29 protein-coding genes and 1 riboswitch are annotated in these 25,734 nt (G+C 48.0%); of the genes, 5 read left to right on the top strand and 24 right to left on the bottom strand.

Features of this window, described 5'->3' with window-relative positions:
• Window positions 1-551 (bottom strand): nuclease-related domain-containing protein (locus Q9R23_RS02675; RefSeq protein ID WP_311246371.1); only part of this gene is annotated, 551 nt, incomplete at its 3' end.
• A 130-nt stretch (window positions 552-681) separates the two neighbouring features.
• On the opposite strand from Q9R23_RS02675, the gene Q9R23_RS02670 reads away from it, so the two are divergent.
• On the top strand, window positions 682-987 hold the full coding sequence (locus tag Q9R23_RS02670; protein ID WP_029341343.1) for a hypothetical protein: 306 nt from the start codon (window positions 682-684) through the stop codon (window positions 985-987).
• Window positions 988-1,039: 52 nt separating this feature from the next.
• On the opposite strand, the gene Q9R23_RS02665 is transcribed toward Q9R23_RS02670, so the two are convergent.
• The 13 genes from Q9R23_RS02665 to Q9R23_RS02605 all read right to left on the bottom strand — a co-directional run bounded on the left by Q9R23_RS02665 (window position 1,040) and on the right by Q9R23_RS02605 (window position 13,396).
• Window positions 1,040-1,579 (bottom strand): class I SAM-dependent methyltransferase, encoded by a 540-nt coding sequence (locus Q9R23_RS02665; protein ID WP_290782166.1) that lies wholly within the window; start codon window positions 1,577-1,579, stop codon window positions 1,040-1,042.
• Window positions 1,580-1,685: 106 nt separating this feature from the next.
• Entirely contained in the window at window positions 1,686-2,423 is a 738-nt protein-coding gene (locus Q9R23_RS02660; protein ID WP_311246370.1) for a Bax inhibitor-1/YccA family protein, read from the bottom strand.
• A gap of 57 nt (window positions 2,424-2,480) precedes the next feature.
• A complete protein-coding gene (locus Q9R23_RS02655) occupies window positions 2,481-3,272 on the bottom strand; it encodes an AAC(3) family N-acetyltransferase (protein ID WP_290755619.1) in 792 nt (263 codons plus the stop codon).
• A gap of 13 nt (window positions 3,273-3,285) precedes the next feature.
• Entirely contained in the window at window positions 3,286-6,291 is a 3,006-nt protein-coding gene (locus Q9R23_RS02650) for an SMC family ATPase (protein WP_311246369.1), read from the bottom strand.
• Window positions 6,273-7,394: an exonuclease SbcCD subunit D gene (locus tag Q9R23_RS02645; RefSeq protein ID WP_035409684.1), complete on the bottom strand. Its 1,122-nt coding sequence runs from the start codon at window positions 7,392-7,394 to the stop codon at window positions 6,273-6,275. Before Q9R23_RS02645 ends, Q9R23_RS02650 begins: the two co-directional genes overlap by 19 nt.
• Window positions 7,395-7,530: 136 nt before the next feature.
• Entirely contained in the window at window positions 7,531-7,887 is a 357-nt protein-coding gene (locus Q9R23_RS02640; protein ID WP_251137917.1) for a hypothetical protein, read from the bottom strand.
• A gap of 122 nt (window positions 7,888-8,009) precedes the next feature.
• Window positions 8,010-9,017 (bottom strand): ThiF family adenylyltransferase, encoded by a 1,008-nt coding sequence (locus Q9R23_RS02635; protein WP_311246368.1) that lies wholly within the window; start codon window positions 9,015-9,017, stop codon window positions 8,010-8,012.
• Window positions 9,014-9,778: a thiazole synthase gene (locus Q9R23_RS02630; protein ID WP_311246367.1), complete on the bottom strand. Its 765-nt coding sequence runs from the start codon at window positions 9,776-9,778 to the stop codon at window positions 9,014-9,016. The genes Q9R23_RS02635 and Q9R23_RS02630 overlap by 4 nt, the downstream gene beginning before the upstream one ends.
• Window positions 9,779-9,780: 2 nt before the next feature.
• A complete protein-coding gene (thiS, locus tag Q9R23_RS02625) occupies window positions 9,781-9,981 on the bottom strand; it encodes a sulfur carrier protein ThiS (RefSeq protein ID WP_056060674.1) in 201 nt (66 codons plus the stop codon).
• The gene (locus Q9R23_RS02620) at window positions 9,978-10,922 is read right to left on the bottom strand and encodes an FAD-dependent oxidoreductase (RefSeq protein WP_311246366.1); all 945 of its coding nucleotides are present in this window, start codon (window positions 10,920-10,922) and stop codon (window positions 9,978-9,980) included. Before Q9R23_RS02620 ends, thiS begins: the two co-directional genes overlap by 4 nt.
• A complete protein-coding gene (locus Q9R23_RS02615) occupies window positions 10,919-11,509 on the bottom strand; it encodes a thiamine phosphate synthase (RefSeq protein ID WP_311246365.1) in 591 nt (196 codons plus the stop codon). The genes Q9R23_RS02620 and Q9R23_RS02615 overlap by 4 nt, the downstream gene beginning before the upstream one ends.
• Before the next feature lie 85 nt (window positions 11,510-11,594).
• A riboswitch (TPP riboswitch) is annotated at window positions 11,595-11,697 on the bottom strand.
• A gap of 56 nt (window positions 11,698-11,753) precedes the next feature.
• On the bottom strand, window positions 11,754-12,974 hold the full coding sequence (nagZ, locus tag Q9R23_RS02610; RefSeq protein WP_311246364.1) for a beta-N-acetylhexosaminidase: 1,221 nt from the start codon (window positions 12,972-12,974) through the stop codon (window positions 11,754-11,756).
• Window positions 12,971-13,396, bottom strand: a complete 426-nt coding sequence (locus Q9R23_RS02605) for an OsmC family protein (RefSeq protein ID WP_023467853.1) — start codon at window positions 13,394-13,396, stop codon at window positions 12,971-12,973. The genes nagZ and Q9R23_RS02605 overlap by 4 nt, the downstream gene beginning before the upstream one ends.
• 190 nt (window positions 13,397-13,586) lie before the next feature.
• On the opposite strand from Q9R23_RS02605, the gene Q9R23_RS02600 reads away from it, so the two are divergent.
• Together Q9R23_RS02600 and Q9R23_RS02595 are read left to right on the top strand one after the other, a co-directional pair.
• Window positions 13,587-14,771, top strand: coding sequence for an MFS transporter (locus Q9R23_RS02600; RefSeq protein ID WP_311246363.1), 1,185 nt, complete (start codon window positions 13,587-13,589; stop codon window positions 14,769-14,771).
• Window positions 14,772-14,897: 126 nt separating this feature from the next.
• Complete coding sequence (locus Q9R23_RS02595; RefSeq protein ID WP_311246362.1) at window positions 14,898-15,386, top strand: DoxX family membrane protein; 489 nt, start codon at window positions 14,898-14,900, stop codon at window positions 15,384-15,386.
• Window positions 15,387-15,414: 28 nt separating this feature from the next.
• On the opposite strand, the gene Q9R23_RS02590 is transcribed toward Q9R23_RS02595, so the two are convergent.
• From Q9R23_RS02590 to Q9R23_RS02555, 8 genes are all read right to left on the bottom strand, one after another.
• The gene (locus Q9R23_RS02590; RefSeq protein ID WP_311246361.1) at window positions 15,415-15,708 is read right to left on the bottom strand and encodes a hypothetical protein; all 294 of its coding nucleotides are present in this window, start codon (window positions 15,706-15,708) and stop codon (window positions 15,415-15,417) included.
• Between the two features lie 78 nt (window positions 15,709-15,786).
• A complete protein-coding gene (locus tag Q9R23_RS02585) occupies window positions 15,787-16,878 on the bottom strand; it encodes a hypothetical protein (RefSeq protein ID WP_311246360.1) in 1,092 nt (363 codons plus the stop codon).
• A gap of 10 nt (window positions 16,879-16,888) precedes the next feature.
• A complete protein-coding gene (locus tag Q9R23_RS02580; protein ID WP_311246359.1) occupies window positions 16,889-17,704 on the bottom strand; it encodes a hypothetical protein in 816 nt (271 codons plus the stop codon).
• Window positions 17,701-18,378 (bottom strand): ATP-binding cassette domain-containing protein, encoded by a 678-nt coding sequence (locus Q9R23_RS02575; protein WP_311246358.1) that lies wholly within the window; start codon window positions 18,376-18,378, stop codon window positions 17,701-17,703. Before Q9R23_RS02575 ends, Q9R23_RS02580 begins: the two co-directional genes overlap by 4 nt.
• On the bottom strand, window positions 18,371-18,751 hold the full coding sequence (locus Q9R23_RS02570) for a GntR family transcriptional regulator (RefSeq protein WP_290755595.1): 381 nt from the start codon (window positions 18,749-18,751) through the stop codon (window positions 18,371-18,373). Before Q9R23_RS02570 ends, Q9R23_RS02575 begins: the two co-directional genes overlap by 8 nt.
• 155 nt (window positions 18,752-18,906) lie before the next feature.
• On the bottom strand, window positions 18,907-19,098 hold the full coding sequence (locus Q9R23_RS02565; RefSeq protein ID WP_231496870.1) for a hypothetical protein: 192 nt from the start codon (window positions 19,096-19,098) through the stop codon (window positions 18,907-18,909).
• Between the two features lie 10 nt (window positions 19,099-19,108).
• On the bottom strand, window positions 19,109-19,984 hold the full coding sequence (locus Q9R23_RS02560; protein ID WP_035408573.1) for an SDR family oxidoreductase: 876 nt from the start codon (window positions 19,982-19,984) through the stop codon (window positions 19,109-19,111).
• An 87-nt stretch (window positions 19,985-20,071) separates the two neighbouring features.
• Window positions 20,072-20,533: an NUDIX hydrolase gene (locus Q9R23_RS02555; RefSeq protein ID WP_311246357.1), complete on the bottom strand. Its 462-nt coding sequence runs from the start codon at window positions 20,531-20,533 to the stop codon at window positions 20,072-20,074.
• Window positions 20,534-20,867: 334 nt separating this feature from the next.
• Here Q9R23_RS02555 and Q9R23_RS02550 point away from each other — a divergent pair, with 334 nt between their 5' ends.
• Both Q9R23_RS02550 and Q9R23_RS02545 read left to right on the top strand, forming a co-directional pair.
• The gene (locus tag Q9R23_RS02550) at window positions 20,868-21,608 is read left to right on the top strand and encodes a peptidoglycan DD-metalloendopeptidase family protein (protein WP_311246356.1); all 741 of its coding nucleotides are present in this window, start codon (window positions 20,868-20,870) and stop codon (window positions 21,606-21,608) included.
• 257 nt (window positions 21,609-21,865) lie between these two features.
• The gene (locus Q9R23_RS02545; protein ID WP_311246355.1) at window positions 21,866-22,810 is read left to right on the top strand and encodes a peptidoglycan DD-metalloendopeptidase family protein; all 945 of its coding nucleotides are present in this window, start codon (window positions 21,866-21,868) and stop codon (window positions 22,808-22,810) included.
• Between the two features lie 42 nt (window positions 22,811-22,852).
• Here Q9R23_RS02545 and Q9R23_RS02540 read toward each other — a convergent pair whose 3' ends face one another.
• On the bottom strand, window positions 22,853-23,962 hold the full coding sequence (locus tag Q9R23_RS02540; protein WP_311246354.1) for a glycerol dehydrogenase: 1,110 nt from the start codon (window positions 23,960-23,962) through the stop codon (window positions 22,853-22,855).
• A gap of 154 nt (window positions 23,963-24,116) precedes the next feature.
• Window positions 24,117-25,457, bottom strand: a complete 1,341-nt coding sequence (gene brnQ / locus Q9R23_RS02535; RefSeq protein WP_311246353.1) for a branched-chain amino acid transport system II carrier protein — start codon at window positions 25,455-25,457, stop codon at window positions 24,117-24,119.
• Between the last annotated feature and the right edge of the window lie 277 nt (window positions 25,458-25,734).

The following is a 25,734-nucleotide window of genomic DNA, read 5'->3' as shown; positions in this document are numbered from 1 at the left end:
GAATCGACGGTGATCTTTTTCAGTTCACAGCGCTCGCTGAAGACGATCAAGGAGTGAAAGAGTGCAGGATCCGTTCCTTCCAAGAAGCGTTGCATGCTTTTAAGATGCCCTTCATTTTGTTTGATCGGATTATAAAACCGTTGTTTGAAGCGATTCTGGAACTGCTGCGTCCACTGACGGTCCTGCTCGCGTCCGAAAATCCACCCGCTGTAGTTTTTCGATTCGAGTACATAGATGCCACTTTCATGAATGAACGTCACATCGATTTCCGTCGTTCCTTCTCCACGCGCACGTGGTAAGTATGTATTAAAGACATACGTGCCGTATCCGGACACTTGATCGAGTTGACGTGTCGTCAAGTACTCGCCCCATTTTCCTTTATCACGAACAATCCGTAAAAACGGCTCGCGTGTCAGTCGGTAGTACCGGCTATTGTGATATGAATTTCGTTTGACGAAGAAGAACAAACCGAACGTTCCGAAGAAGAACAGCACCATGAGCAGTCCAACTTGAATCAAGAATGGCAAAAATGTCACTAACACATTGTCCACTAGATTTATCTCCTTTCCATATTAACCCTTTCTTTTCCACTATATCAGCATAATCAATTTCCACCTCATTTTCCACTATTTGTTATGGTGACTATCCTATGGTACGGTAAAACAAAGGAAGGTGTTCTCCATGGATTCTGTCGTCACGTTCGCACCACTAATCGTCTTATTCTTCATCTGGATGTCCTTATCTCAAAAAGCAGACGAAGCGAAACGCCGCCAACAAACGATTCTGAAGAAGCTACAACGGATCGAAGAGCACCTCGGTCTGAATGAGGTGTCACTAGAAGAAGCAGCGTTACAAGTCGAACTGGTTCAGTTGCTTCATGAAGGAAAGACGGTTGAAGCTGTCAAACGCGTTCGAGAGACGCTCGGATCGTCTTTGCTCGAAGCAAAACAATACGTCGATCAACTAAAAAGCGAGCACGGAATATGATCAAAAAGACCATCTGACAGCGAAGTTCAGATGGTCTTTTCCAACTATGTATTCATTTATGTGCATCAAGTATCAACGAAGGAAATTTCATCTGTTCTGCATTTCGGGGATCGTATCGTTTCGAGCGGAAAATGATGCCGTCATCTCCGTTCCAATCTGCTTGATGAAACAATCCGTTCTGATCGAAATATTCTAGAAGGCGCACTTGAAATCCAGCTTCTTTAAATACTTGCTGTAACGTTTCATATGTATAGACGATTTTATGACTCGCCGCCGGATGGTCAGCAGGACCGGGGCCACCGACTTGAACGATTGCTTGGTATGCCTCATCTCGAAAATTACCGTCCGGCACTGCACAACGAACGTATCCCCCTGGCGCAAGATATGTATAACAATGACGTGCCGCGTCAATTCCTTCTTCGAACGTCAAGTGCTCCCAGACATGTTCCGCAAGAATCGCTTGCAACGTGTCGTTCGAACACAATCGTTCCCAATCGGATCGATTGAGTAGATTCAGCTCATCTTCCTGTGTATGATACCAACCGGGATTGTTGTGGTACGGTCCGGCTCCAATAACGATACGTTCTTTCATACGAGATCCCCCTTCTCGTTTCACCATTCTATTAATTCTCATTTCATACAATTATCCCTGCTTGCGACAAAAAAACAGACGACGGAGAATCCGTCGTCTGTTGCTTTTAATCTCGTGCTGCAAGGCGATACAAGAGATCGAGTAATTCGATATAGAGCCAGATGATCGTCACGATCAATCCGAATGCTGCGACCCATTCCATCGACTTCGGCGCACCGGCACGAACTTGTTGCGAGATGAAATCGAAGTCCATCACAAGTGACAAGGACGCGACGATGACGATGACGAACTGTACACCGATCGCAAGCGGCGAGCTACCTGTCATGAATGGGAGGTCGACACCAAATAACGAGAGAATCAAGTTGACTGCATACAAGACGAAGATCGAGAGAATCGCTGCTGTTACCGCAGAACGGAAACGTTGCGTCACTTTAATCATGCCAGTCGAGTAGACGAACCACATCGCAAATGCAACGACGAATGTCGCAACGACTGCCTTCCCGACGATTCCTGGATACATGCTTTCGAACATGAGCGATAACGCTCCGACTGCCACCCCTTCAACGATCGCATAGACCGGTGAAAGAACCGGTGCCGTCGCCGGTTTGAATGTGATGACCAAGGCAAGAATTAGACCGATGACTAGTCCACCAATCAAGGCTGGGAACAACAACCCTTGGTTTTCTGCGAGGAAGAACCAACTTCCTCCAGCTGCTGCCGTGACGAGAGCGAGCAGTAAGAAAATCTTACTCATCGTCCCACTTTTCGTCATCGGTCGTTCTCCGACACGTGCTGTATCGAACCCACGACGCAATGCCGGGTTAACTTTAAAACGTGAAGCCATTGCATTCACTCCTTTTTATGATTCTGCTTTGTATTACGAAAGCTTCCCGAAAAAGTTTCAAAATAACCATTGATCGAGTGCTTTTAATTGCAACATGACGACCGGGATCGAGGCTTTGGCATCGATGCGGTGTGATTTCGCTTGCCCAATCAAACCGGACGTCACGAAGTCCGACCCTTCGAGCGCTTCCCCGATCGGACCAAATGCATCACTATCGACTTGACGGTGTCGGTAATGGATGAACCGTTCCGTCGTTCCTTCTCTGACTTTACAACCGTCCTCGACGTCCGGGCGATTCAGTCCGTATTCGGCATAATGCCAGACGGTCGTCGTATCCCACGGCGAACCGATATGGAGAATTTGACCGTCCGCTTCAATAAAGCGTTCAATTGGTGAGCCAGGACCGAAACCGTTTTCCAGTGTATGATCGGCAACGAATGTCGCCGCATCCTTCCCCCATGCGGTCACCGACCACATCGGATGCTCGCTTCGGACTACACCTGGATACGTTCGAAAGACTTCCGGTACACGACCGATACCACGTGTGACCGTTTTTGCCGGGTCATATGCCGGCATCTCCCGACGGATCGTTTCCCACCATTCTTCAGGTACAGCCGGTTGGCTCCAGTTCTTCGGATCTGAATTATCCGTACTTTGCGCCGGCATCATGATCAACCCTTCCGTCGTGACGACCTCCTGCAAGGCTTCGATCAATGCTTGTACCCCACCAGGAATCCAGCCAATTTGTTTGAGTGACGTATGGACGAACAGTTTCATACCGGACGTCACACCTAATTCGCGTAACGCTTCTTTGATTTGTGATTTCGTGACCATGTTTCGTGTTTCCATCGTTCTGATCTCCTTACTCGACGACTAATGCTATCGTCGACCCCGTTTTTCCTTGCTTGACCTCGATTTTCGCATCAACACGTGACTTCAGCTCCTGCACATGACTGATGATTCCGACCATACGGCCGCTCGCTTGAATTGAAAGCAACGTCTCGATCGCTTGTTCAAGCGATTCCGGATCAAGTGTTCCAAATCCTTCATCGATAAACATCGTTTCAAGCGACACTCCTCCACTTGCTTCTTGCACGACTTCCGATAGTCCAAGCGCAAGTGCAAGGGACGCCTTGAAGCTTTCACCACCGGACAACGTCTTGACGTGACGTGTTTGCGACGTGTAAGCGTCAAAGACATTTAAATCAAGTCCGTATTTTTTGAGTCCTTTTCCTGCCTCCGTTTTTCGCTCGAGCTGAAAACGACCCGATGTCATCTCATGCAGATGTCGGTTTGCGGCGAACAATATTTCATCGAAGTAAGCCGTCTGAACGTACGTTTCGAATGTCATTCGTTGTGCGTTCTCGCCGACACCAACGCGAGCGAGTTCGCCGATGACTCCGTATCTCGCATCCTCGTCCTCAATCTGGCGTTGCAAGCTTTCCCAAGCCGTTATCAACTGATCAATATGTGCCCTTTCCTTCTCGAGCCCGACACGTCGATCGGTCCGTTCCGTCAGTTCGAGCGACGCCGTCTTCAAGTCCATCCGCAACAGTTCAAGATCCGGGCGCACTTGACCTTCCGTCTTCAAGCGAGCTTGTTCCTGTTTCAGCTTCAATTCCTGCCGCTCTAGGCGGTCTTGTTCCAGCCGTTCATGGAGGAGGCGAATGTCTTCTCGTGACCGTCTCGCATCGCGGAAGGCTTCAATCGTCGGAAACGCTTCTTCTGCCAAGACTGCTTGTAATTCCTTTTCGCGTTTCGTTAATCGGTCGCTTTGTTCAGCAGATGCCTCAGTCAATTGACGGAATCGACCTTGGTGTTCCGCCAAGTCACGATCGAGCTGTTCCTTTTCACGTAACTGGCGCTGTTTATCTTGCTCGAACTGCTCGATGCGTGTTTCTGCCTGTTGTTGTTCTTCACGAAGTGCTGATAACGATTTTACGAATTCTCCAGATTGACTCAGGCGACCAGTCAAGTGTGCCAATTCCGATTCGATGACAGTTTGGTCTTTTACCACCCTATCAATCTTCAACTGTAGTTGCTCTAGCGATTGTTCGAGTTGTTGAAGACATGTTTCAAGACGTTCTTTTTCCGTCTGTGCTGACGCTAATCGGACTTCCGTCTGTTCGACTTCCCGAAGCTGTGCTAAAACTTCCGCATGAGTTGACTCGTTTTCACTCGTTTTTTGAATCTCGATCGTCAGTTGTTGCAGACGCTCTGCAACCGTCCGGTACGAGGCTTGTAACTCTTGATGCGCTTGTTGTGCTTCTAAGAACCGTTGTTGTGCTACATCGACCGATAGTTCCTGTGCGACGGCGACAGCATGTTGCGGATGCGACGTGCTGCCACAGACAGGACAAGCCAGCCCGTCCGTCAATCCCTTGGCAAGTTCAGCAGCCAGTTGTTCCCGTTCACTTTTACGAGCTACTTCATACGCACGCGCTGCCGCCTCTTTTTGATCCCGGACGCTTGTACCGCGGACGATCAACTGTTGTCGCTCTGCTTCCAACTTGTCATACTCTGCGAACTTCGTCGCCAACTGTTGCAGGGTGAAGCGTCGTTCTTGCGCCTGTAAGCGTTCTGCTCCGACGTTCTGCACTGGCCGTAGCTGTTCCTGAACGGTCTTTCGCTCCGTCCGCGTTTGTTCGAGTTGTTTCCTGAACGGTTCCGGATCAAGTTGCTTTAAGCGTTCTGTCAGTTGTTGCTGTTGTTGCCGTAAGAGGGTCTCCGCTTCCAACCGTTCGCATTCTTCTTGAATTTTCTCAAGACGACGACTCAGTTGTTCAATCTGCGGTTCTTCCGCCAGTAATCGATTTACTTTGTCTTGAACGGTGCCTTGCCGCTCTGTCAAGCGCGTGACGTGCTGTTCGGTTTCTTGCTGTTGCCGTTTAAGTCGTGTTAGCTGTTCTTGATCTTGTTGCCATTGATCAAAAAATGGTGCGACGATTTGAGCACGTTCGGCAGCCGTTGCTTCTTCTTGCATCCGCTTAATGTCGGATGATCGTTCAAGCAACAACTGCTCCGTCCGTTGAAGTTGCTCTTGCTCTTGGAAAGCTGCTTCGAGTTGTTCGCCCTGTTGCAACCGTGTCGTTTTGCTCTCGACGATCGTACGTGTTTGTTGCTCCGCTTCTTGAGCCGCTGTCAACCACTCATCCCGTTCCGTCGTCAACGCTTCCATTCGTAACCGGATGTCCGCTTCCGTTAATTCACTCCAGTTTGCTTGCAGGGGTAACTCCTCAAGCTTGGCCCATTGTTTCGTCTTCGTTTCCTTGATGCGTGCCGCAAGATCGAGCGCTTGTCGGTGCAAGCGTTGTTGGAACTCACCATAATGTTCCGTCTTGAACAGTTGTTTGAGAATCTGCAATTTATCTTTTGACTCTGCCATCAACAGTTCGCGGAACTTGTTTTGTGGCAACAGGAGAATTTGTGAAAACTGTTTATAGTCGAGCTGAATCAACTCTTGAACCCGTTGCTTGATTTCCGGAATCTTGATGGCAAGTGGTTTCCACGCCACGCCGTCGAACCGAGCGAACTCTGCTTCATGCGAATAGCCGGTTTTATTGACCGGATGCGGTTGACTCGGTTGCCGGATGATGCGATACCGTTCCCCTTTGAGCGTAAACTCCAGTTCGACTTCCGTCTTTTGTTCAGGTACGGCAAAATGACTTCGCAACTCACTCATTTCCCGCTCACCACCGGACGTCTCACCATACAGGGCGAACGTCAATGCATCAAAAATCGTCGTTTTCCCAGCCCCTGTATTCCCGGAAATGACGAACATCGTCCGTCCAGCAAGTGCCGTGAAATCAATCGTCTCTTCACCAGCAAACGGACCAAAGGCGCGTAATGTCAGTCGTTCTGGGCGCATGTCGCTTCCTCCTTCAAGACGGCTCGCATCGCTTCCGTCGGCTTCTTCTCACGAACTGCTTCATAAAATTCACTGAACAGATCCGCAACAGAAGCATCCTTGACCTGCTCACGCGATGCTTTGACCGCCCGCGTACTCTCGCGGACGAATCCGATTCGCTCGAGGTGCAGGATGTTCGGATAGATTTTTTTCAGCTTGCCCATCGGATCCATCAAGGCTTCGCCGTCCGTCAGGTTGATTTTTAAATAATCATCCGTGACTTGCGTCGCAACGAACGCAGGATCCGTCAATTCATCGAGACTACCAGTCAGTTCTCGCAAATCACGTTTTGGTGCAAGCGGTTCGAATCGACGATCGAACGTACCAGTATCGTTCAACGTCAACACATCGACGCCTTTGACGTGATGTGCTTCTGAAAACGAATATTTCAAGAGCGATCCGCTGTATCGGACCGTCTCGGATTGAATTGCAAGCGGGTTGTGCAAATGACCGAGTGCTGTATAGGTAAACGGTGCAAACTGGCTCGCACTAACTTGCCCTGCCGTTCCGACGGATAATTGCCGCTCCGAATCTGTCTCGAGTCCACCGATGACAAAGGCATGACCGACGAGAACACTCGGTCCGTCTGGGACACATCCGGCAAGGATCGTCCGCATTGCGTCATCATGCGTCTTAATCGTTTCATCATTGTGCACATACCGGACGGTCGCAGGATCGGCAAATGGCACCGGGTAAAATGATACTCCCTTGATCGCGACCGGCTTGATGACCGGCGTCAATTTTCCAACAAGGTGTAGACCCGCCCGTTGGAGTAACGTCGTTCCGAAACTTAACCGTTCGGCTGAATCATGATTTCCGCTGATCGCAATGACCGGTATGTCCCGGTCAAGAATCAGAGCAGCGAGCGTCTCATCGAGTAGTTCAACGGCTTCTGTCGGCGGGACGGCACGGTCGTATAAGTCACCCGCAATGACGATTGCATCCGGTTGTTCGCGATCGACGAGTGTCAAAAACTCGCTCAGGACCGCCCGTTGGTTCCCGAGCATCGACTCGCCATGAACGATTTTACCGAGATGCCAATCGGCAGTATGTATCCATTTCATCTTCATCACACTCACTTTTTAAATATAGTAGCTTAAGTGTAGCATGCGAGCGTTCGTTCTGCGACGAACATCCGTTTGGAACACAAAAAGCAGGAGGCGAATGCCTCCTGCTTTTTGCGCTTTCACAACGAGCGTATTACTTCGTCCGTTGCTTTCTAAAACGTTGGACGGAACGAATCACAGAAACTGATCCGCCGATGATCGCACCGACACCGACGACGATGCCTGTCTTAAATTTTTTGCCCGTTGGTCCGGATGTATGCGTTGCTTGATTGTGTTCAAAAAGTTGTTGGAGGGGCGACGACGTCTCGACTTCGAGAATCTTCGATGCATCCTGATGCAAATCTTCTCTACGTTCGACACTACAAGGTGACAGATAGAATGGGTTCAAGTTCGTCCGGTACCGGTCCGGATTCCAGTTGGCTTGCTGGACAACCGCCTGTGTTTCTTCCGTCTGTGCTTGATCCTTCATCGGATCGAATTCTTGTTTCATCTGAATCACTCCTCTTCACGTTCAAAACCTGTAGACCGATTTATGTCTGAAGTCTTATTTACCTGTTTTTTAAACATTTAAAACATATATTTTTAAAATTAGTTTTACTGTTTTATGAACGTTTATCCGAAATAGGCGTGATACAGTCGTTTTGCTTTAACGAGATCCGCCTCGCCATGAATCAAGACACGACCATCTCGAAAGGCGACCATTCGATGCTCATCCGTCGTAAACGCCAGCAAGTATGGATTATGGGCGGAAATCGACGCAACCAGCTGGAGGCGTTGTTTTAATTGTTCGAGATCCCGCTGCCCGTCTCCACGGATTTGAACGGCATCGCGACCGCACAGTGCCGTGAAACGCACCGTTTGATTCGATAAATAAGGATAAGACGGCTCGATGCCGCACGAGGGGCACTCTGTTTGCTTCAGTGACTGGACGTTGATTTGTTGGAATGTATTCGACCACACGTCAAAGGCAAGCAGACGTGTCCGCAACGCGTCCGTCTTCCCGCTCAACCACTTCAACGCTTCCGTCACTTGTAGAGAGGCGACCATCTGAACAGCTGGACCGATGATTCCCGCCGTATCACACGTCTCCTGATCACGTGGTAATTGATCGAGCAGACACTGCAGACATGGCGTTTCTCCCGGGCGAACAGTGAAAGTAATCCCGTAACTGCCGATGCAGCCGCCGTAAATCCACGGAATCGAGCGCAACAATGCCATATCGTTCATCAGTAAACGAATATCGAAATGATCCGTCGCATCGATGATGAGATCAATATCATCGAGAAGCCACGTCAGCGCTGCCCGGTCGACATCTAATACATGTGCTTCGATCGTCACCGTCGAATTAATCGCTTCAAGTCGCGCTTTTGCAGCAATCGCCTTCGGTATGCTGTGCCGTGCATCATCCTCCGTATAGAGTTGTTGCCGTTGTAGATTACTCCACTCGACATAATCGCGGTCGACGATTCGGACGACGCCGACACCAGCGCGAACGAGTTGTTCTGCCGATGCTGTTCCGAGTGCCCCCATCCCGATGATCAGTACCTTTGCTGTTGCGAAGCGTGCTTGTCCAGCTTCTCCAATCGGTCGAAATCGAGTTTGACGTGAATAACGTGTCATCGAATCAATCCACTCGTTGGACTACTCGCGACTGCATACTGTTTCTTCTCGATTCTTCCCGCTTCGTAGCCGAAGCGCCCTGCTTCGACGGCTAGTCGCATCGCGTGCGCCATCTTGACTGGATCCTGGGCATGGGCGACAGCGGAGTTCAATAAGACACCATCCGCTCCCAGTTCCATTGCATAGGCAACGTCAGTTGGAGAACCGATGCCAGCGTCGACGATGACAGGCACCGTCGTCTGCTCGATGATGAACTTTAGGTGGAGCGGATTGAGGATGCCTTGCCCAGACCCGATCGGTGACGCAGCCGGCATGATGGCATGACAGCCGAGTTCCTCGAGTCGTCGTGCAAGGACGACGTCGTCCGATGTATACGGTAAGACGATGAACCCATCTTTGAGTAACTCTTCAGAAGCCCGTAACGTCTCGATTGGGTCAGGTAGTAATGTCTTATCGCACCCAATCACTTCAACCTTGACCATGTCGCACATACCGGATGCCCGCGCAAGCTTTGCTAGCCGGACAGCTTCTTCCGCTGTCTTCGCACCAGCCGTGTTCGGTAGTAAATCGTACTTCGTTAAATCAAGCGACTCCAAGAAATTCGATTGTTGTTTGTCGAAGAGATCGAGCCGCCGGACAGCGAACGTCAAGATTTGTGAAGCGGACGCATCGATGGCCTCCTGCTGTACCGTAGCATCCGTATATTTCCCCGTTCCAAGTAATAACCGTGATTCGAATGTCTTTTCTCCAATTTTCAACATCTTTATCCTCCTCCTACGAAATGAACGATTTCGAATGTGTCATTGTTCCGAACGACCGTTTGATCGTAAGCTCCGCGGTCGATGATCTGTCGGTTCTGTTCGACGATGACGAGTTTTTCCCCTAAGCCAAGTTGCGTGAGCATGTCCTCAATCGTCTCAATCTGTTCAATGGTGTGGTCGTTGCCGTTAATCGTAATATTCATCGGACTTCCTCCTTTAGGATCAACCGTAATGTGTTTGCCAAAACTTCCGCTGTCGCCGGTGCGAGTAATATGCCATGCCGATGATGCCCCGTCGCTATAAAGATCCGACGGGATGAATCGGCGACTCCGATATATGGCAAGCCGAACTCTGTTTGTGGTCGTACGCCTGACCAGACTTCTTCGATGACAGCATCACGGATCGGTGGATAGAGACGCTCTGCTGCTTGAAGCAGTGACGTGACTCCTGCGACACTAACACCGATCGTCTCGTCGTGCGGTAGTTCGGTCGCACCGATCAATATCCGTCCGTCCGCTTTCGGTACGAGGTAGACGTCGTCATCAAACAGGATCGAGCGTAACGGCTGACCCGCGAGACGGACCGCCAGACATTCCCCTTTGACACCGTGCGTCGCTATCGAAATACCAGCTGTATCGAGCAAGGCTTGGGACCCGCGTCCGGCAGCAACCGTCACCGTTCGTCCCGTCCACGTTCCCGTGTTCGACTCAACCCTAATGAAATCATTACTCTCCTCGATTCGCGTGACGTCCACCTGTTCTTCGATTGGTATCCCACGATTTCGTAAGGCATGCATCAATGCAGTCGTTAGTCGTCGCGGATCGATTTGACCGACCGATGGAAATAAGTATTCTTGCCCATTTCGTTTCAATAAAAATGGTTGTTCCCGGTAGCCACAATCGATCCCGGTCTCGCGCGTGAGGCGTCGCGCAAGTAACGGATACAGACGGCGACTTCGCGCGGCAAGTGTATGCAATTCTTCTCTCAGCTCGATGTCCGTCGCAAGCATTCCGGCAGCCGCCCGACTCGTCCCTTGTCCGCATGTTCCGCGATCAAGGACAAGAACGGATTCGTTCTGACAAGCGAGACTGTAAGCAAGCGTCAAACCGATGACTCCACAACCGATGATGATGTGATCCGTCATACCCGTACCCCCTGATAACGCTGAATGGCAGCATGCGGGTCCGCTTGACCGAGAATACCGGATAAGACGGCGATTCCGCTTGCACCGGTCACTGCGATCTCAGGAATGCGATCAGGAGTGATCCCGCCGATTGCGATGACTGGTTTCGTCGTGAAAGTGACAACTTGCTTCAAGGCATCGATCCCTCGCGGTGGCACGTTTGGTTTCGACGCTGTCGGATAAATATGACCGTACAGCAATCGATCGGCTCCTTCCGCTTCCGCTGCAAGTGCTTCTGCCAGAGAGTGGACGGATTTCCCGATGATAAGATTCGGAAAGTGACGCCTTACATCGCCGACGCGTAAGGATCGTCGAGTCAACTGCACACCGATACCAGCGACATGGGCGACGTCGACCCGGTCATGAACGGTTAATTGATTAGGCGAATACCCTTTCGCAAGGAGCGCGTCAATCAGTTCTAGCAATTCTGCTGCCGACAAATTCGGTTCTCGAAGATGAAGCTGATCCGTATATGGTTGAAGCGATTGAAAGGTTTCCACTCCATCGCGTGGATTGATGGATCCCGTCGAAATCAGATGTAAACGCATCATGTTCTTCCTTTCGATACGAAAAAGGACCACTCCCGATGTTGAAGGGAGTGGTCCGAAAATGCGCTAAAGCGCTAAGGATATCTAAGGTTTCGAGCCACTTCCCTCCGCTAGTACGAACTAGATCAGGTTCAAAGGGTCCGGATACTTCCGTCTCAGTCTGCTGGGAGACTCCCCTAGTGTCTTTTCGTGTTTAATTGGCTTGCCCCATTAGTCTAGCATGAGTTGCTTTACTTCGCTAGTCCTAGTTGAGCGCTTCCACTTGCTGAATAAGCTCCGATTTCGTCGGTCGCTGTTGCTTCTGGCTGTCGGCATAGGTCTGCTTCAGCTTTAAGATCCGCATCACTTTAGCATCGAGCATCGCAGGCGTCAGCGTTTTTTCTTTAACGGCTTGCATCACTTCGGTGTGGACCTTCGGATAGGCACCTGCTTCCGAAAACATCGCCATATCAGCTCCATTGACAAGTGCCTGGCGTGCCGCTTCCGCGAGACCATATCGTTTCGTGATCGCCCCCATGACAAGGTCATCCGTGATGATGACACCCTTGAATCCGAGTTGTTGACGCAAGAGGTCAGTCAAGATCGGCTTCGAGAGCGAAGATGGATTTTGATCGTCATACGCGGGATAGAGAATATGGGCGACCATCACCATCTCGGCGCCCTCTTGAATCGCTTCTTGGAACGGTAACAGTTCCGTTCGCTTCAGTTCTTCCTTTGATGCTGTCACTTTCGGCAAACCGACATGGGAATCGACACTCGTATTGCCGTGACCGGGAAAATGTTTGACGACCGGAATCGTTCCCGTCTCTTGCATCCCATGCATCAGGGCCGTACCGAGAGTCGCGACGGTCTTCGGATCAGCACTTAACGCACGGTCGCCGATGATTGGATTGTTCGGATTGCTATTGACGTCAAGGACCGGTGCGAAGTCCATGTTGAACCCATAAAATCGTGACAGGTGACCGAGCGTACGTCCGACATCTTCCATTTTTGCAGCATCTGCACCTTGCGCCATCCGTTGACTCGTCGGGAGACGTAATCGTTGATCCGGTACCCGGCTGACCCGTCCGCCCTCTTCATCAACCCCGACGAAGGCATACGGTTTTTGGTTCGTTTCTTGAATGGCACGCGTGAACGTCAAGAGTTGATCTTCTGACGTAATATTCCCACCAAGCAGTAAGACCCCACCGATCGCATGCGTCTGCAACAATTTCCGGTCAGCTGCTGAAAGTTCCGTGCCGGCAACTCCGATATAGAGCAATTGATCGATCTTTTCTGACGTCGACATCGCTTCAAGTTGCTGCTTTAATCGTGCTTGTTGTCGTTCTTCCTTTGTCGGCTCAGGCTTTGATTTCTTCGCCTCCGTCGGTTGCTTCGTTGCTGGTTGTGATGGTTTCGTTGGTTCCGTCGTCTCCTGCGCACACCCTGCAAGCAACAGGCAACCGATCAGTACTACTTTCTTCACAAAGGATCCTCGCTCCGGACACCATTGATGGAATAATAGACGGAAATCTCAGCGTTCAAGGATTGCGAGACCGAACAGTATTTATCTTTTGATAACGAGATGGCACGACGGACCTTATCTTCCGGGAGATCACCTTCAAGCCGGTAATGAATCGAGATCGACGTAAAGCGCCGCGGATGATCCTCTGCCCGTTCCCCTTCGATATCCATTTCGAAATGAGTGATCGTCAAGCGCATCTTCTCTAAAATCGAGACGATGTCGATTCCAGTACAGCCGGCAACGGCATGTAGCAGCAGTTCAGTCGGTCGTGGTGCTTGATTTTCGCCACCGTTCTCCGGTGCTGCATCCATCGCAAGATGATGCCCTGATTCCGTCTGTCCACTAAACCCCATCTGTTTGTTCCATGTCACTGTCGCTTGCATCGTTTCCACTCCTTTGTCAGTAGTCTTCTACTGTAGTATACGCAAAAAATAGCAAGCCTGGAAATTCACACGCTATTTCGAATAATGGTTCTTTTCCCGAATTCTCGCTTTGCGATACCCGACGAAATCGTTTCATGCTATCCTGTTACTCATAGTTTCGCGCGCAAGCGCCAGAATTGAGGAATCATCCATGTCACCTACTACTCGTTTAAGTCGACGCGATTGGCTGTTGATCGCCACGTTGTCGCTCCTGACGTTCGTTCTCGGAACAAGCGAATTCGTCATCGTCGGGATCCTCGCTGAAATCTCCTCAGCTCTTAATATCACGATCGCAACAGCCGGTACGCTCGTCTCGGCATTTGCCATCTCCTTTGCGATTGGTACACCGATTGTCATGTCGCTGACCGGTCACTTGGAACGGCGTCGCCTGATTCTACGTCTGTTACTCGTTTGGGTCTTACTGAACCTTGCCAGTAGTTTTGCTCCAAGTTACGAAGTATTGCTCGCCACCCGCAACCTGACAGCCATCCTGACCGGTGTCTTGATCTCGCTCGCAATGGTCGTCGCAAGCGATGGCGTACCTGTCGCGAAGCGCGGTGTCGCCGTTTCGTTCATTTTTGGTGGTTTTACACTCGCGAACGTACTTGGTGTTCCGATCGGTACGTTCATCGGTCAACACGCTGGCTTCGCAGCCACGTTTTGGCTGACGACAGTCATGGGAATGATTGCGGTCCACGCTGTGTGGAAGATCGTTCCCGTCCAGCAATCGACGGGCTCCGGTTCAATCAAGGAGCAGCTTGGATTGCTCGCTAATCCACGGATCCTGATTGCCTTCTTCATTCCGTCGTTCGGCTTCGGAGCAACTTACGTCGTCTACACGTACCTCGTGCCGATCCTGCAAACGGAACTCGGCATCGCGAAGACATGGATTAGTCCGATCCTGCTCGCTTATGGTGTCGTCTCGATCTTCAGTAACATCCTTGCCGGCAAGATTGCTAGTAAAAATCCGATGGGACGCTTACGGTTCGTCTTCGTCGTGCAAGCAATCGTCCTTGCTGCATTATATTTCACGACAGTATCCCTTTCACTTGGTCTGTTTAACATCGCCTTGATGTCATTGATGTCGATTCTACTAACGACTTCGACACAAATCTACTTGATTGACCTCGCCGAAAAGTTCAATCCGGAAGCAAAAGGACTCGCCGCTTCCTTGATGCCGGTTGCGAGTAATGTCGGGATTGCCTTCGGTTCGGCACTCGGTGGCATCGTTTATGCGAACGGTCCGATGATGAACACGGCACTGGTCGGTGGGCTTGTTGCGCTTGTCGCTGCTTTATTAACTGCAATCAGTCATCGTCTCGATCAGCGGTCATGAACGGCTACCTTATCCTTTTTTGTAACAGGTCGATGACGGTTCGATGACGTTATGATGATAGTCCCCATCTTACTGCTGATTTTTCAGTATGATGGGGACTATGTTGTAGTAGAGGAGTGTCTGAAAGTGAAAGCATTACACATCATCGGCATCAGTTTATTGACGATCATCCGGCTCTGGCTTGGAATTCAGTGGTTCATCGCCGGGATCGGCAAGTACATCAATGGCTTTGATGCAAAACCGTTTCTTGAAGGGGCGCTAACGAAAGCGATAGGCGAAGACGCACTCGTCAGTTCGTGGTACGCGACGTGGATCGAGCAACTCGCCTTACCAAACGTCGGGCTGATCAACGTCTTGATTCCGTTCGCAGAACTCGTCGTCGGGATCTTGTTTATTCTCAGTCTATTGACGGTTCCTGCACTGGTCGTCGGGAGCATCATGAATCTCAATTACTTACTTGCTGGAACGATTGCGTTAAACCCGTTGTTCTTAGCAGCCTCAATCGTCTTACTTGCTGCAGGACGCTACGCGTATCAAATCGGTATTGATCACTGGATCATGCGCTGGTATCGTTCGTCGCAACAACCACATCCCCTCGACCGGATTCCGGTCTAACGAAAAAACTCTCCCAAACGCGGGAGAGTTATTTTTTTTGTTGCTCGAGAATCGTCTGCTGTGTCGGAACCCCGCCGACTGGGACTGTCCGCTCGAGGAACAGATAAGGTTTGCCATCGACTTCAAAGCGACGGTCACCGAGATAACGCGCTGAACGTCCATCCGTTGCAAGCTTTTGTTCGATGGCTGCGACATGTTCGTCGAGTGAATAAAACCGATCGTCAAACGTCAGCGTGATATTTTTCTTACGGTATCCTAGTAAGAAATTGTAGTAGAACCAATACAGAGCACCTGCGAAGATGACAAAAATCAAGAATTGCATGTGAGTTCCCCCCTTGTATAGTCTTTATACGTTGGAAGAAAACGGAAGGTTTCAGTGATTGAATGAAATTTCTATAACTTACTTCAATCGCATATCACTTAGTGATAACTTAATCTTTGGATTTTTATTCGTAATGTTTCCTTCATATTCAATATTTGCTGATGTCGGATTGAAAACCAATACTCTGTAATCATCATTTTTTAGCTGATAAGAAAAATAAATGCGTCCATTTTCCAAAATAGAGACCGGGAATCCACCTCCATCCGGGAATTTTTTACGATCAGGAAGTGGAACTTGATGTACTGTATATTTTTCCGACTCCATATCGAACGTATTCCAGCTTAACTGTGTCTCATCATTTTCATTTATCGTCACGATTAATTTGCCTTCATTTAAAATTCGAGTGTTAAAATCTTCTCCTTCCAGTTGTTTTAATCGTTTCGTCTTTTTTCCGTCTGTCATAAGCAGACGCTGCTGTTCAGTATCGGGGTTATTCTTAGGAAAATATGTTTGAGAAAAAAGTAGTTGTCCTTTATAGAACGACTCAATGTATTCATTCCTCTTTAATTTGATTGGTAGTTGTTGTTTACGTACGCTATTATTTTTTAAGTCAATGACATAAATAAAGCTTCTTTGGGTCTGCTCATCCATCGAATTGCGCTCCACATAAAGTAGATCTTCTGTTCGTTGAAAGGGTGAGTAGGCGTACTTTTTATTATTAACTTCTGAGGGAGTGCTCAATTGTTTTGTAGTCAATTTTTTAGTTTTAAGATCCCAGTATTGCAACTCCCAACTACCGTCTTCTCGACCTTTTAATCCGTAAGTTACGGAATCTTGCATGAGAGTATACGTTTCCTCTTGCATGAACTGTTTAAATGACCGTGGTGCTTCATCATTTATATAAACACGGTCGAGATACATATTATTTAGATAAGATGATTTTGATTCAGAGACTTGTCCATCTTTAATCGAGACTGAGAAGTCTGTTGGTTGACGCACTACATCGATTAAGTTGATTTGTAGATTTTGAAGAGTGCTTTGCTTCGGGCTACCGCTCTTTGTTTCAACTACTAATTCAGGTTTTTCTAAATTTAAGACGTATCCTACATAAAAAGCTAGTGATACGACACTGATTAGTATAAAACCAATGAAATATTTATATGACCGCATATTATCCCCTTTAGACCGAGATTTTCCATTTCAGAAGTCGCAAACTTCTCCAACAAGCATAAATCATGTAGACAAAGACAAATCCGATGAATAAAGCGTCTTTTTCTGAACTTAGTAATAAATGTGTTTGATCCAAAAAATAAATACAGACGAACGCATACGATACAAAAATTGTCGTTTCAATCGCGACTCGAATCAATCCTTTTACTTTTCGATGTGACCGCTCCAACAAAACGAGCAAAAAGATTAAGCAGACAATCATTGTAGAAATAAGGATGATAAAAATCATATTAGTTAAATTCGTCGTATAAAATTCTTCCAATGAACTACTGAATATATTCGTATTAGAACTTTTTTGATACTCCGCTTGGATTGACCAATCAAATAAATAAGATCCAGCCTTAAGAAAACACCATTGCAAACCAATAAAGCTAACCATGACCAGAAATACAGCAGTTAATTTTGAAAAGAAAATGCTATATCTTCGCCCTGGAAGCATTAATAGTCGATAGATGTATTTTGTTTCCCCAAGCCAATCACGATACCAAATTTGAAATGCGTAAATCACAACGAATACAATTCCTATCAAAGTCATAAATACGAAAAAAGATGTCGTATCTGCATAATCTAGCTTTCCGATTTGTTGAAGTGCCTCTGATAATGTTGCACGATTATTTTCCATGAAATTCTTGATATTTTGCTCATGAAGCATCACTTGCGCAACGACCGACACCAGCTCAATTGCTACCATTGCAAGCACGACGATCACATAAAGCTTAAAACTCCGCTTAATCTCTTCATTCGTCAATTGTATGTATTGTTTCATCGCTGATAGACCTCCCGCATCCGGTCCTGAACCGACTTCCCGTACAGTTCTCGCATCTCTTCTGTCTCATGTTCATCGATGATTCGACCGTCCTGTAAGAAGACGACCCGGTCGATCAAATGCTCGATTTCCTGAATTTCGTGTGTCGTCATCAGGATACCGCGCCCTTCCATGAAGTGGCTTGAGAATAATCCTGCAATCTGTTCTTTCGTAAACAAATCAATTCCGGCGAACGGTTCGTCGAGTAATAAGTACGGACGATCGAGAGCAAATTCAAGAATTAAGCTGACCTTCGCCTGGTTTCCTTTTGATAAGTCGGTAATCTTATCTGTTGAAAGTAGCTGGAAAATTCGCATCAATTCATTCGCAGTCTCCTGGTTCCAATCGGAATAATAATCCGCCATATATGTCAGCGCGTCACCGACCGTCATGTAGCCGGGCATCGTCTGAATATCTGGAACGAAGGCGACCTTATTTCGGTTGATCTCGCCATCGACGAGAACCGTTCCTGCGTTGACTGGAACAAGTCCTGCGATTGCCTTCAGGATCGTCGATTTCCCCTCACCGTTCAAACCGATCAGACATGTCAATTGATCCATTGGAACGGAAAACGAGACGCCTTGAAGGACTGGTTTTTTTCCGTACTTCTTTTGTAAGCCATGGACTTCAAGCATCGACCTTCCTCCGTTCCGTTTCCTGATAGACGGTCTCAACTTTCGAGACGACCTCATCAAGTGGAATTTGAATCGCCTTGACGGCATCGATGAATTCAGAGACTGCTTCTTCAAGCATCTCAGCACGTACTTTTTGGACGACTTGTGGATCGCGTGTAATCTTACTCGGGACATTCCGTTCTGTCGTAATCAATTGCTGCTCCTCCATCTCTTTGTATGCTTTTTGTGCGGTATTCGGATTGATTCCGAGCTGTGCGGCGATTTCGCGGCGGGACGGGATCTCTTGCCCGCTTTGCAATTCCTCGGTCGCGATTCGTTGTTTGAACCAACGGACGACCTGCAGGTACACCGGACTTCTTTGGTCGAACTGCATCGGTAGACCTCCCTTTCCTGTTCAATGTATTAAAACATTAATACACTTCTCTTCTGTATCATACTCATCATACAGTTTGTCTGTCAAGCTGGTTTGTCTTCTTCATCACGAAAAAGTCACCATCCGATTCTTGGATGGTGACTACGGTCAGCTTATTAATAGGGATTTGGATCTTCCTGCGGTGTATCGGGAATCTCAGTTGGTTCCGGGAACGTATCCGGTTCCGGTTGACGGACAGGATCTTCCTGTGGTGTATCTGGTACCTCGCTCGGTGGTGCTTGCGGAACTTCGTCCGGTTGATGATCCGGTTCACGTTCAGGCACTTCATTCGGATTTTTCTTCATCATGTTTTCCCCCTTAAGACGTGATGTAATCGCCGCCGTTGATATGAATCGTCTGACCCGTGATGTAACTCGAATCACGAGAAGCCAAATAGACATAAGCCGGTGCATTTTCTGACGGTTGTCCCCGACGCTTCATTAACGTGTCTTCCCCATGCGACTCGACTTTCTCCTTCGAGAACGTCGCTGGAATGAGAGGCGTCCAAATCGGTCCCGGTGCGACGGCATTAACGCGAATTCCTTTCTCGATCAAGCTTGAAGCAAGCGAGCGCGTCAATGTCGTAATAGCGCCTTTCGTCGCTGAGTAGTCGATCAGCGACGGTGCTCCACGATACGCTGTCACCGATGATGTATTGATGATTGCATCTTCTTTATGCAAATGTGGAAGCGCAGCCTGAATCAAATAGAACATCGAAAAGACATTCGTCTCGAATGTTTCCTTCAATTGATCTGGTGTGATCGCAAGGAAATCATCTTGCGGGAATTGTTTTCCGGCATTGTTAACGAGAATGTTCAATTGACCGAATTCTGCAATGACGGTATCGATGATCGCTTGCGCATTTTCCGGTTGACTGACATCTTTCGCGATTTTTAAGGCTTTGACCCCGTAGCCTTCAATCAACGATTTCGTCTTTTCTGCGTCTTTTCCCTCATTTAGGTATACGATTGCGACGTTTGCCCCTTCTTTCGCATAAGCGACAGCAACGGCTCGACCGATTCCACTGTCTCCACCTGTGATCAGTGCAACCTTTCCCGTCAGTTTTCCTGAACCGACATAATCCGGATCATCGTAGATCGGTTCCGGTTTCATGGCGTACTCGACACCGGGTTGTTGTTCCTGCGTCTGCCCTCGTGCTTCTTGATGCATCGCTTCGAACTGCTCTTCTCTCATGAACGATCAGCTCCCTTATCATTGTGGAATGAACTACCTGATTAACCATTCCCTTGCGATACATCTATAAACGTTTTTCTGAAAAAGTCAGATGTCATTCGTCAATAGCGGTGGAAATACATTGGTTTGAAGCATTTTTGATAATTCGCTTGGATACAATGTATATTGATCCAGTTTATCGAATGGAACGAACCGGTACGTCAATTCTTCACCTTCAGGACCGTAAAAGTCTTCCGTTGAAAGTGGTAGTGGTTCTCGACATGTTACTTCATAAAACATCCCCAGTTCATGAAACTGATGGTCTGCGTAATTAAAGAAATTTTCATGCAGGAAACGGAAGACCGGTGGCTCGATTGACTGTCCTAATTCTTCTAATAATTCACGTTCAATCGCTTTGGCACCACTTTCACCAAATTGTACCCGTCCTCCCGGTAATGACCAAAAATCATCTTCTCCTTGCCGATGAATCAAGAGATGTTCATCTTGAATCAACAGCGCCACTGCGCGAATGTTAAGCTTTTTTTGATTTACTGCAAACGTCAAATCCATCTCATTACCTACTCTCTTTTTATTAGACTCCCATACTTTCTCATCATTTCCCACGATTGCGTTTTGTCATCAAATTCATCTCGTTGTAACACGGATTCATCTTGATTTTAAGGGATTCTGAGATTGAATATGTATTCAATGTTACAACATTTGTTATTAGAATATATCTAAGCAATCGAATTGAAATACAAACGTCTGACTTTTCAATGCTATACTCTCGTTAGTCAAATGACGACAGCATCATCTACTTCAATTCACCACACTTTACACCACACACATTCTATATACATGTCATTTCCGACAAGATCTCGATTTACATCAAGGAGGAACATTCATGAAAAGAACAATCACGACACTTGCAATGAGCGCGCTCGTTGTTTCAGGTTTTGCAGCTACGGGTACAGGTAAGGTTGACGCAGCTACGAAATCTACGTACAAAGTAAAAATCAAAGCAGACGGACTCCGCGTTCGCACTGGCCCATCTCTTAAATACCGGATCGTCGACGGCGTCAATTCGGGACAGACTTTCAAATACTTGGGTCATCGCGGAAACTGGACAAAAATTCTTCATAAAGGACATAAGCGTTACGTCTACTCAGGTTATGTGAAAAAATATCGCGTTTCTGGTCATACAGCGAAGAAAGCCTCATTCTCGACTTCATCAAATGGCTTCTCGCGTCCGACAAGCGGTCCAGTAACACAAGGTTATGGAAAAACTAGCGGCATCTTCGGCTACACGTTCCATAACGGTATCGACTTCGGAGCACCTACTGGAACACCAGTTAAAGCAGCCGCTGCCGGAAAAGTCATCAAGTCGTCATATCAGGGAGCATATGGAAACCATGTCATGGTCAAACATAAAGTGCACGGTATTTCGTACACAACGGTATACGCTCACTTAAGCAAACGCTCTGTCTTCGTCGGTCAATCGATCCCGAAAGGCGCAACGATCGGTGCAGTCGGCAGTACAGGTAACTCGTTTGGGTCTCACTTACACTTCGAGATCCACCGCGGAAACTACGTCTACAGCGGTTCTTCTGCAGCAAGCAGTGTCAACCCACTCGCTTTCTTATAAGCATTTCAAGGTACCTCATTGGGGTACCTTTTTTGTTATTCATATGGCATTTCATATTATCCAATTCCATCCAATCTTGTCAAAGGAATTCATCAACAATTGGTAAATAGATAAAATTAAGTCTTTTTAATATAATTTATTGAAATAATATCGAAATGTGAATGTAACAATTAAACATTTTCGTAAATGTTATACTCATCTATGAAATTTACATAACGGTTTGGTCACACAGATTACATACTCAGGAGGAATGAATCATGCATGGTTTGTGGAAAGGTGTCTCAGCGACAGCGATCGCTGTGGCAAGTGTTGCTTCGTTTGCCATCCCACGTGCGGATGCTGCAACGACGTTCTATAAGGTGAAAGTCATGGAGGACGGTTTGCGTGCTCGAACGGGTCCTTCGACATCATACGGTACGATCACGAGCTTTGAAAAAGGTGATACATATAAGTATCTCGGACGGACAGGCAACTGGACGAAAATTCTGTACGGTTCAAAAAAAGTCTATGTTTCTTCTACATATGTTAAAAAATATTCTGTAACACGTATCTATAAGATTAAAGTCAATGTCGACAACCTTCGTGTTCGTAGCAGCAGTTCGACGAGCAGTACAGTCGTCGGAAGTGTCGATAAAGGCGAAACGTTCCGCTACCTCGGTCGTACAGGCGATTGGATCAAATTCTTATACGGTGGAGATAAACGATTCGTTCATGCGGACTATGTCTCGAAATACGCTGTTTTGACACTGACGAATAGCAGTGGCGCATCAAAAGCGTCAACGTCGACATCAAAGAACTTCGCGACGCCAACGAGTGGTCCGATCACACAAGGTTATGGACCTTCTAGTGGTGCTTATGGTTACACATTCCATAACGGGATCGATTATGGTGCAGCAAAAGGTACACCAGTCTATGCGACAGCAAGCGGTAAAGTCATTACGTCTCAGCTCAAAGGCGCGTACGGCAACTATGTCATGGTTTCACATACGATCAACGGATCGCCGTTCATCAGTCTGTATGCACATATGAATAGCCGCTCGGTCTCGGTCGGTCAAACCGTCACGCAAGGTCAAAAAATCGGAACAGTTGGCGAGACAGGTAACGCTTTCGGAACACATTTACATTTTGAACTCCATAAAGGATCGTACGTCTACAGCGCAACTTCTGCCGGTAGCAGTGTCAATCCACTCGATTATCTGTAAAATGAAAATACCCCTCGCCGTCTCGGCAAGGGGTATTTTTTCTTATTGTTTTCGTTTTGCTTGATACGCTTTTGAATAGCGATCGGCTGCGATGATCGCATCAGCGACTTCGTCCGCCGTAACGTTGAATCCGCTGTGGATCGTCTCACCTTCAGCAGTTGCTGCTTCTCCGACTTTGACGATATCTTCTCGCGACGCATCCTTTAGCTTGACGTCCTCGAGTGTCACCGGTAAACCAAGATCCATGTAAAGCGCGATATAGCGTTCGATTTCTTCTTGTGGATGTTCTTCGAGCGCCAACTGGACAAGTGTACCAAAGGCGACCTTTTCTCCATGCGTCAGGTGGTGAATCTCACCGTCAAGTGCCGTAAAGCCATTATGAATCGCATGCGCCGCTGCTAGTCCCCCACTTTCAAAGCCGAGCCCACTTAACAGGGTATTCGCTTCGACGACGGCTTCGAGTGCTGGGGTGACGACCTGTGCCTGAACGGATTCATACGCCAGACGCCCGTGCTCGAACAAGACTTCCTCGCAACGTTTGGCAATCGCTTGTGCCGCAATCGTCGGTCGTCCTCCTGCCATCGTCTGTCCACCAAAGGCGACGACACTTCGGACTTCGACCCATGTCGCGAGAGCATCGGCAATTCCGGACGAAAAGAAACGCGCCGGCGCTTGGGCAATCAGTTTCGTATCGACGAGAACAAGATCGGGATTCTTCTTATAGAAACGATAACTTTCGAAAATCCCTTCGTCGGAATAGATGACGGACAGAGCACTCGTCGGTGCATCGGTCGAAGCAAGGGTCGGTACGATGACGACGGACACGTTCAGCTCATCCGAGACGGCTTTTGCTGTGTCGAGCGTCTTTCCACCCCCAACCCCCATGACGAAACGAACATCCGCCGCTTTTGCTTGCTCAGCGATTCGTTTTACTTCATGCCGTGAGGCTTCACCACTAAACTCTGCCTTCTCGATGCCGACGTTTTCGCCGGACAGCGACTGCTCGACACGTTCCTTTACGATTTTCCAGACGACATCGTCCGCGATGACGAGCGCTTTTTCACCGAACGGGCTCACATATGTACCGAGCCGGTCAATGACATCCTTTCCTTGGACATACTTCGAGGGACTAATGAAGACACGTTCTGACATGTTTCAACATCCTTTCTGTAAGAGACACGATGGTCAATGATATACAGTAGAGGAATTACCGTTTCCGCTTATGCTTAAACCCACAATCGAGTGAACAAAAAAAGCGGACTTTGATCATACGATCAAAAATCCGCTTTCCTTTATACATGACAACTTAAGCCACACGTGACGACGATCGTGTCTGTGCTGTTTTCTTACCAACGATTGCCCCGATCACCCCACCAATGATGGCTGGAACGACCCATCCGAGACTGACGGAAGTAAACGGTAATACCGCGTCGAACACTTTCGTGACGGCTGAGACGTTAATCCCTGCTGTCTTTAATCCATCAAACAAGCTGACAACGAATGTCATCCACAGCGCCCCTTGATAAACGGCTGGTTTGCCTTTAAAGAGTGGATGCAAGAACGTTAAGAAGATCAGACAGATCGCGAGTGGATAAAGCGTCATCAAGACTGGTTTTGAGACGGCGAGTAATTGATTCAGACCGATGTTCGCGACGAGTGCGCTGAAGACTGATAGACCAATCGTCCATTTGACGTACGAGATTTTTGGCACGAGTGCCGAGAAAAACGCGGCACACGCCGTGATCAAGCCGACACTTGTCGTCATACAAGCGACTGTGATCATCAGACCAAGCAAAATCGCCCCATACTCACCGAAGTAATGATCCGACACAGCCGACAAGATCTCTGCTCCGTTCGCCAGTTGTCCGATTTCCGAGACACTCGAAGCACCCATGAAGGCAAGCGCCGAGTATGTGATTGCAAGCAAGGCTGCGGCAATCAACGAGGCTTTCGTACAAATCAGCAGCAACTGCCGCTTCGAAGTGACACCTTTTTCCTTGATCGCTGCGATGATGATGATACCGAAGACGAAGGCACCGAGCGCATCGAGTGTCATATATCCTTCTTGGAAACCGTTAAAGAAGGCATTCGTCTGATATGTCTTCAAAGGATTCTGAAAACTTCCGATTGGATGCAAGACGGCAACGACAATCAACAGACCGATGAACGTGATTTTAATCGGTGTCAGTACCTTCCCGACGACATCGACGATCTTTGTTGGGTTTAAGGACAATAGACAAGCAATCGTGTAAAACAAAATCGTGAAGATCAGTAACGGCAAATGGCTCGTCGATTCACTGAAGAACGGCTTGATTCCGATCTCATACGAGACCGTTCCGGCACGTGGAATCGCGAAGAATGGTCCGATCGCAAGATAGAGGATGACCGAGAACCCGATTCCGAAAGCAGGATGAACACGTGACGCCATCGCTTGTAGATCGCGTTCCCCTGAAAACGCGAATGCGAGAATCGCAAGCAACGGTAGACCGACACCGGTGACAAGGAATCCGGCATTGGCAACCCAGACATGTTCCCCTGCGAGCTGTCCGAGCATCGGCGGAAAGATGAGATTTCCTGCCCCGAAGAACAAGGCGAAGAGCATCATGCCGATGACGATGATAAATGATGTTGGAACAGTTTTAGACATAATAAACCCCCACTGATGATTTCCGACTTCATCCGCTCCCTAAGCAGATGAAGTACTTCGTTCGAAAGAATACCATACGTTTGAGACCTCGTGCTAGGAGTTTATCTGGAGAATATTCTGAAAATTACGCAGAAAGTTTGGCGGAACTACGGTCTACGGATTTTGTTACTGCTGTGCGTCGAAGCATGAAACCGGATTCATAAGTTCATTTGACGTAGTAGGAAAATGATATTCTTTAGAGAAAGTAAATATATGGATAATTAAACAGGAGGTATTT

This window comes from Exiguobacterium sp. BRG2, from assembly GCF_031844245.1.
GTDB lineage: Bacteria > Bacillota > Bacilli > Exiguobacteriales > Exiguobacteriaceae > Exiguobacterium_A.
Note: the sequence above shows the minus strand (reverse complement) of the source record. Positions and strands in the feature narration are given on the sequence as shown.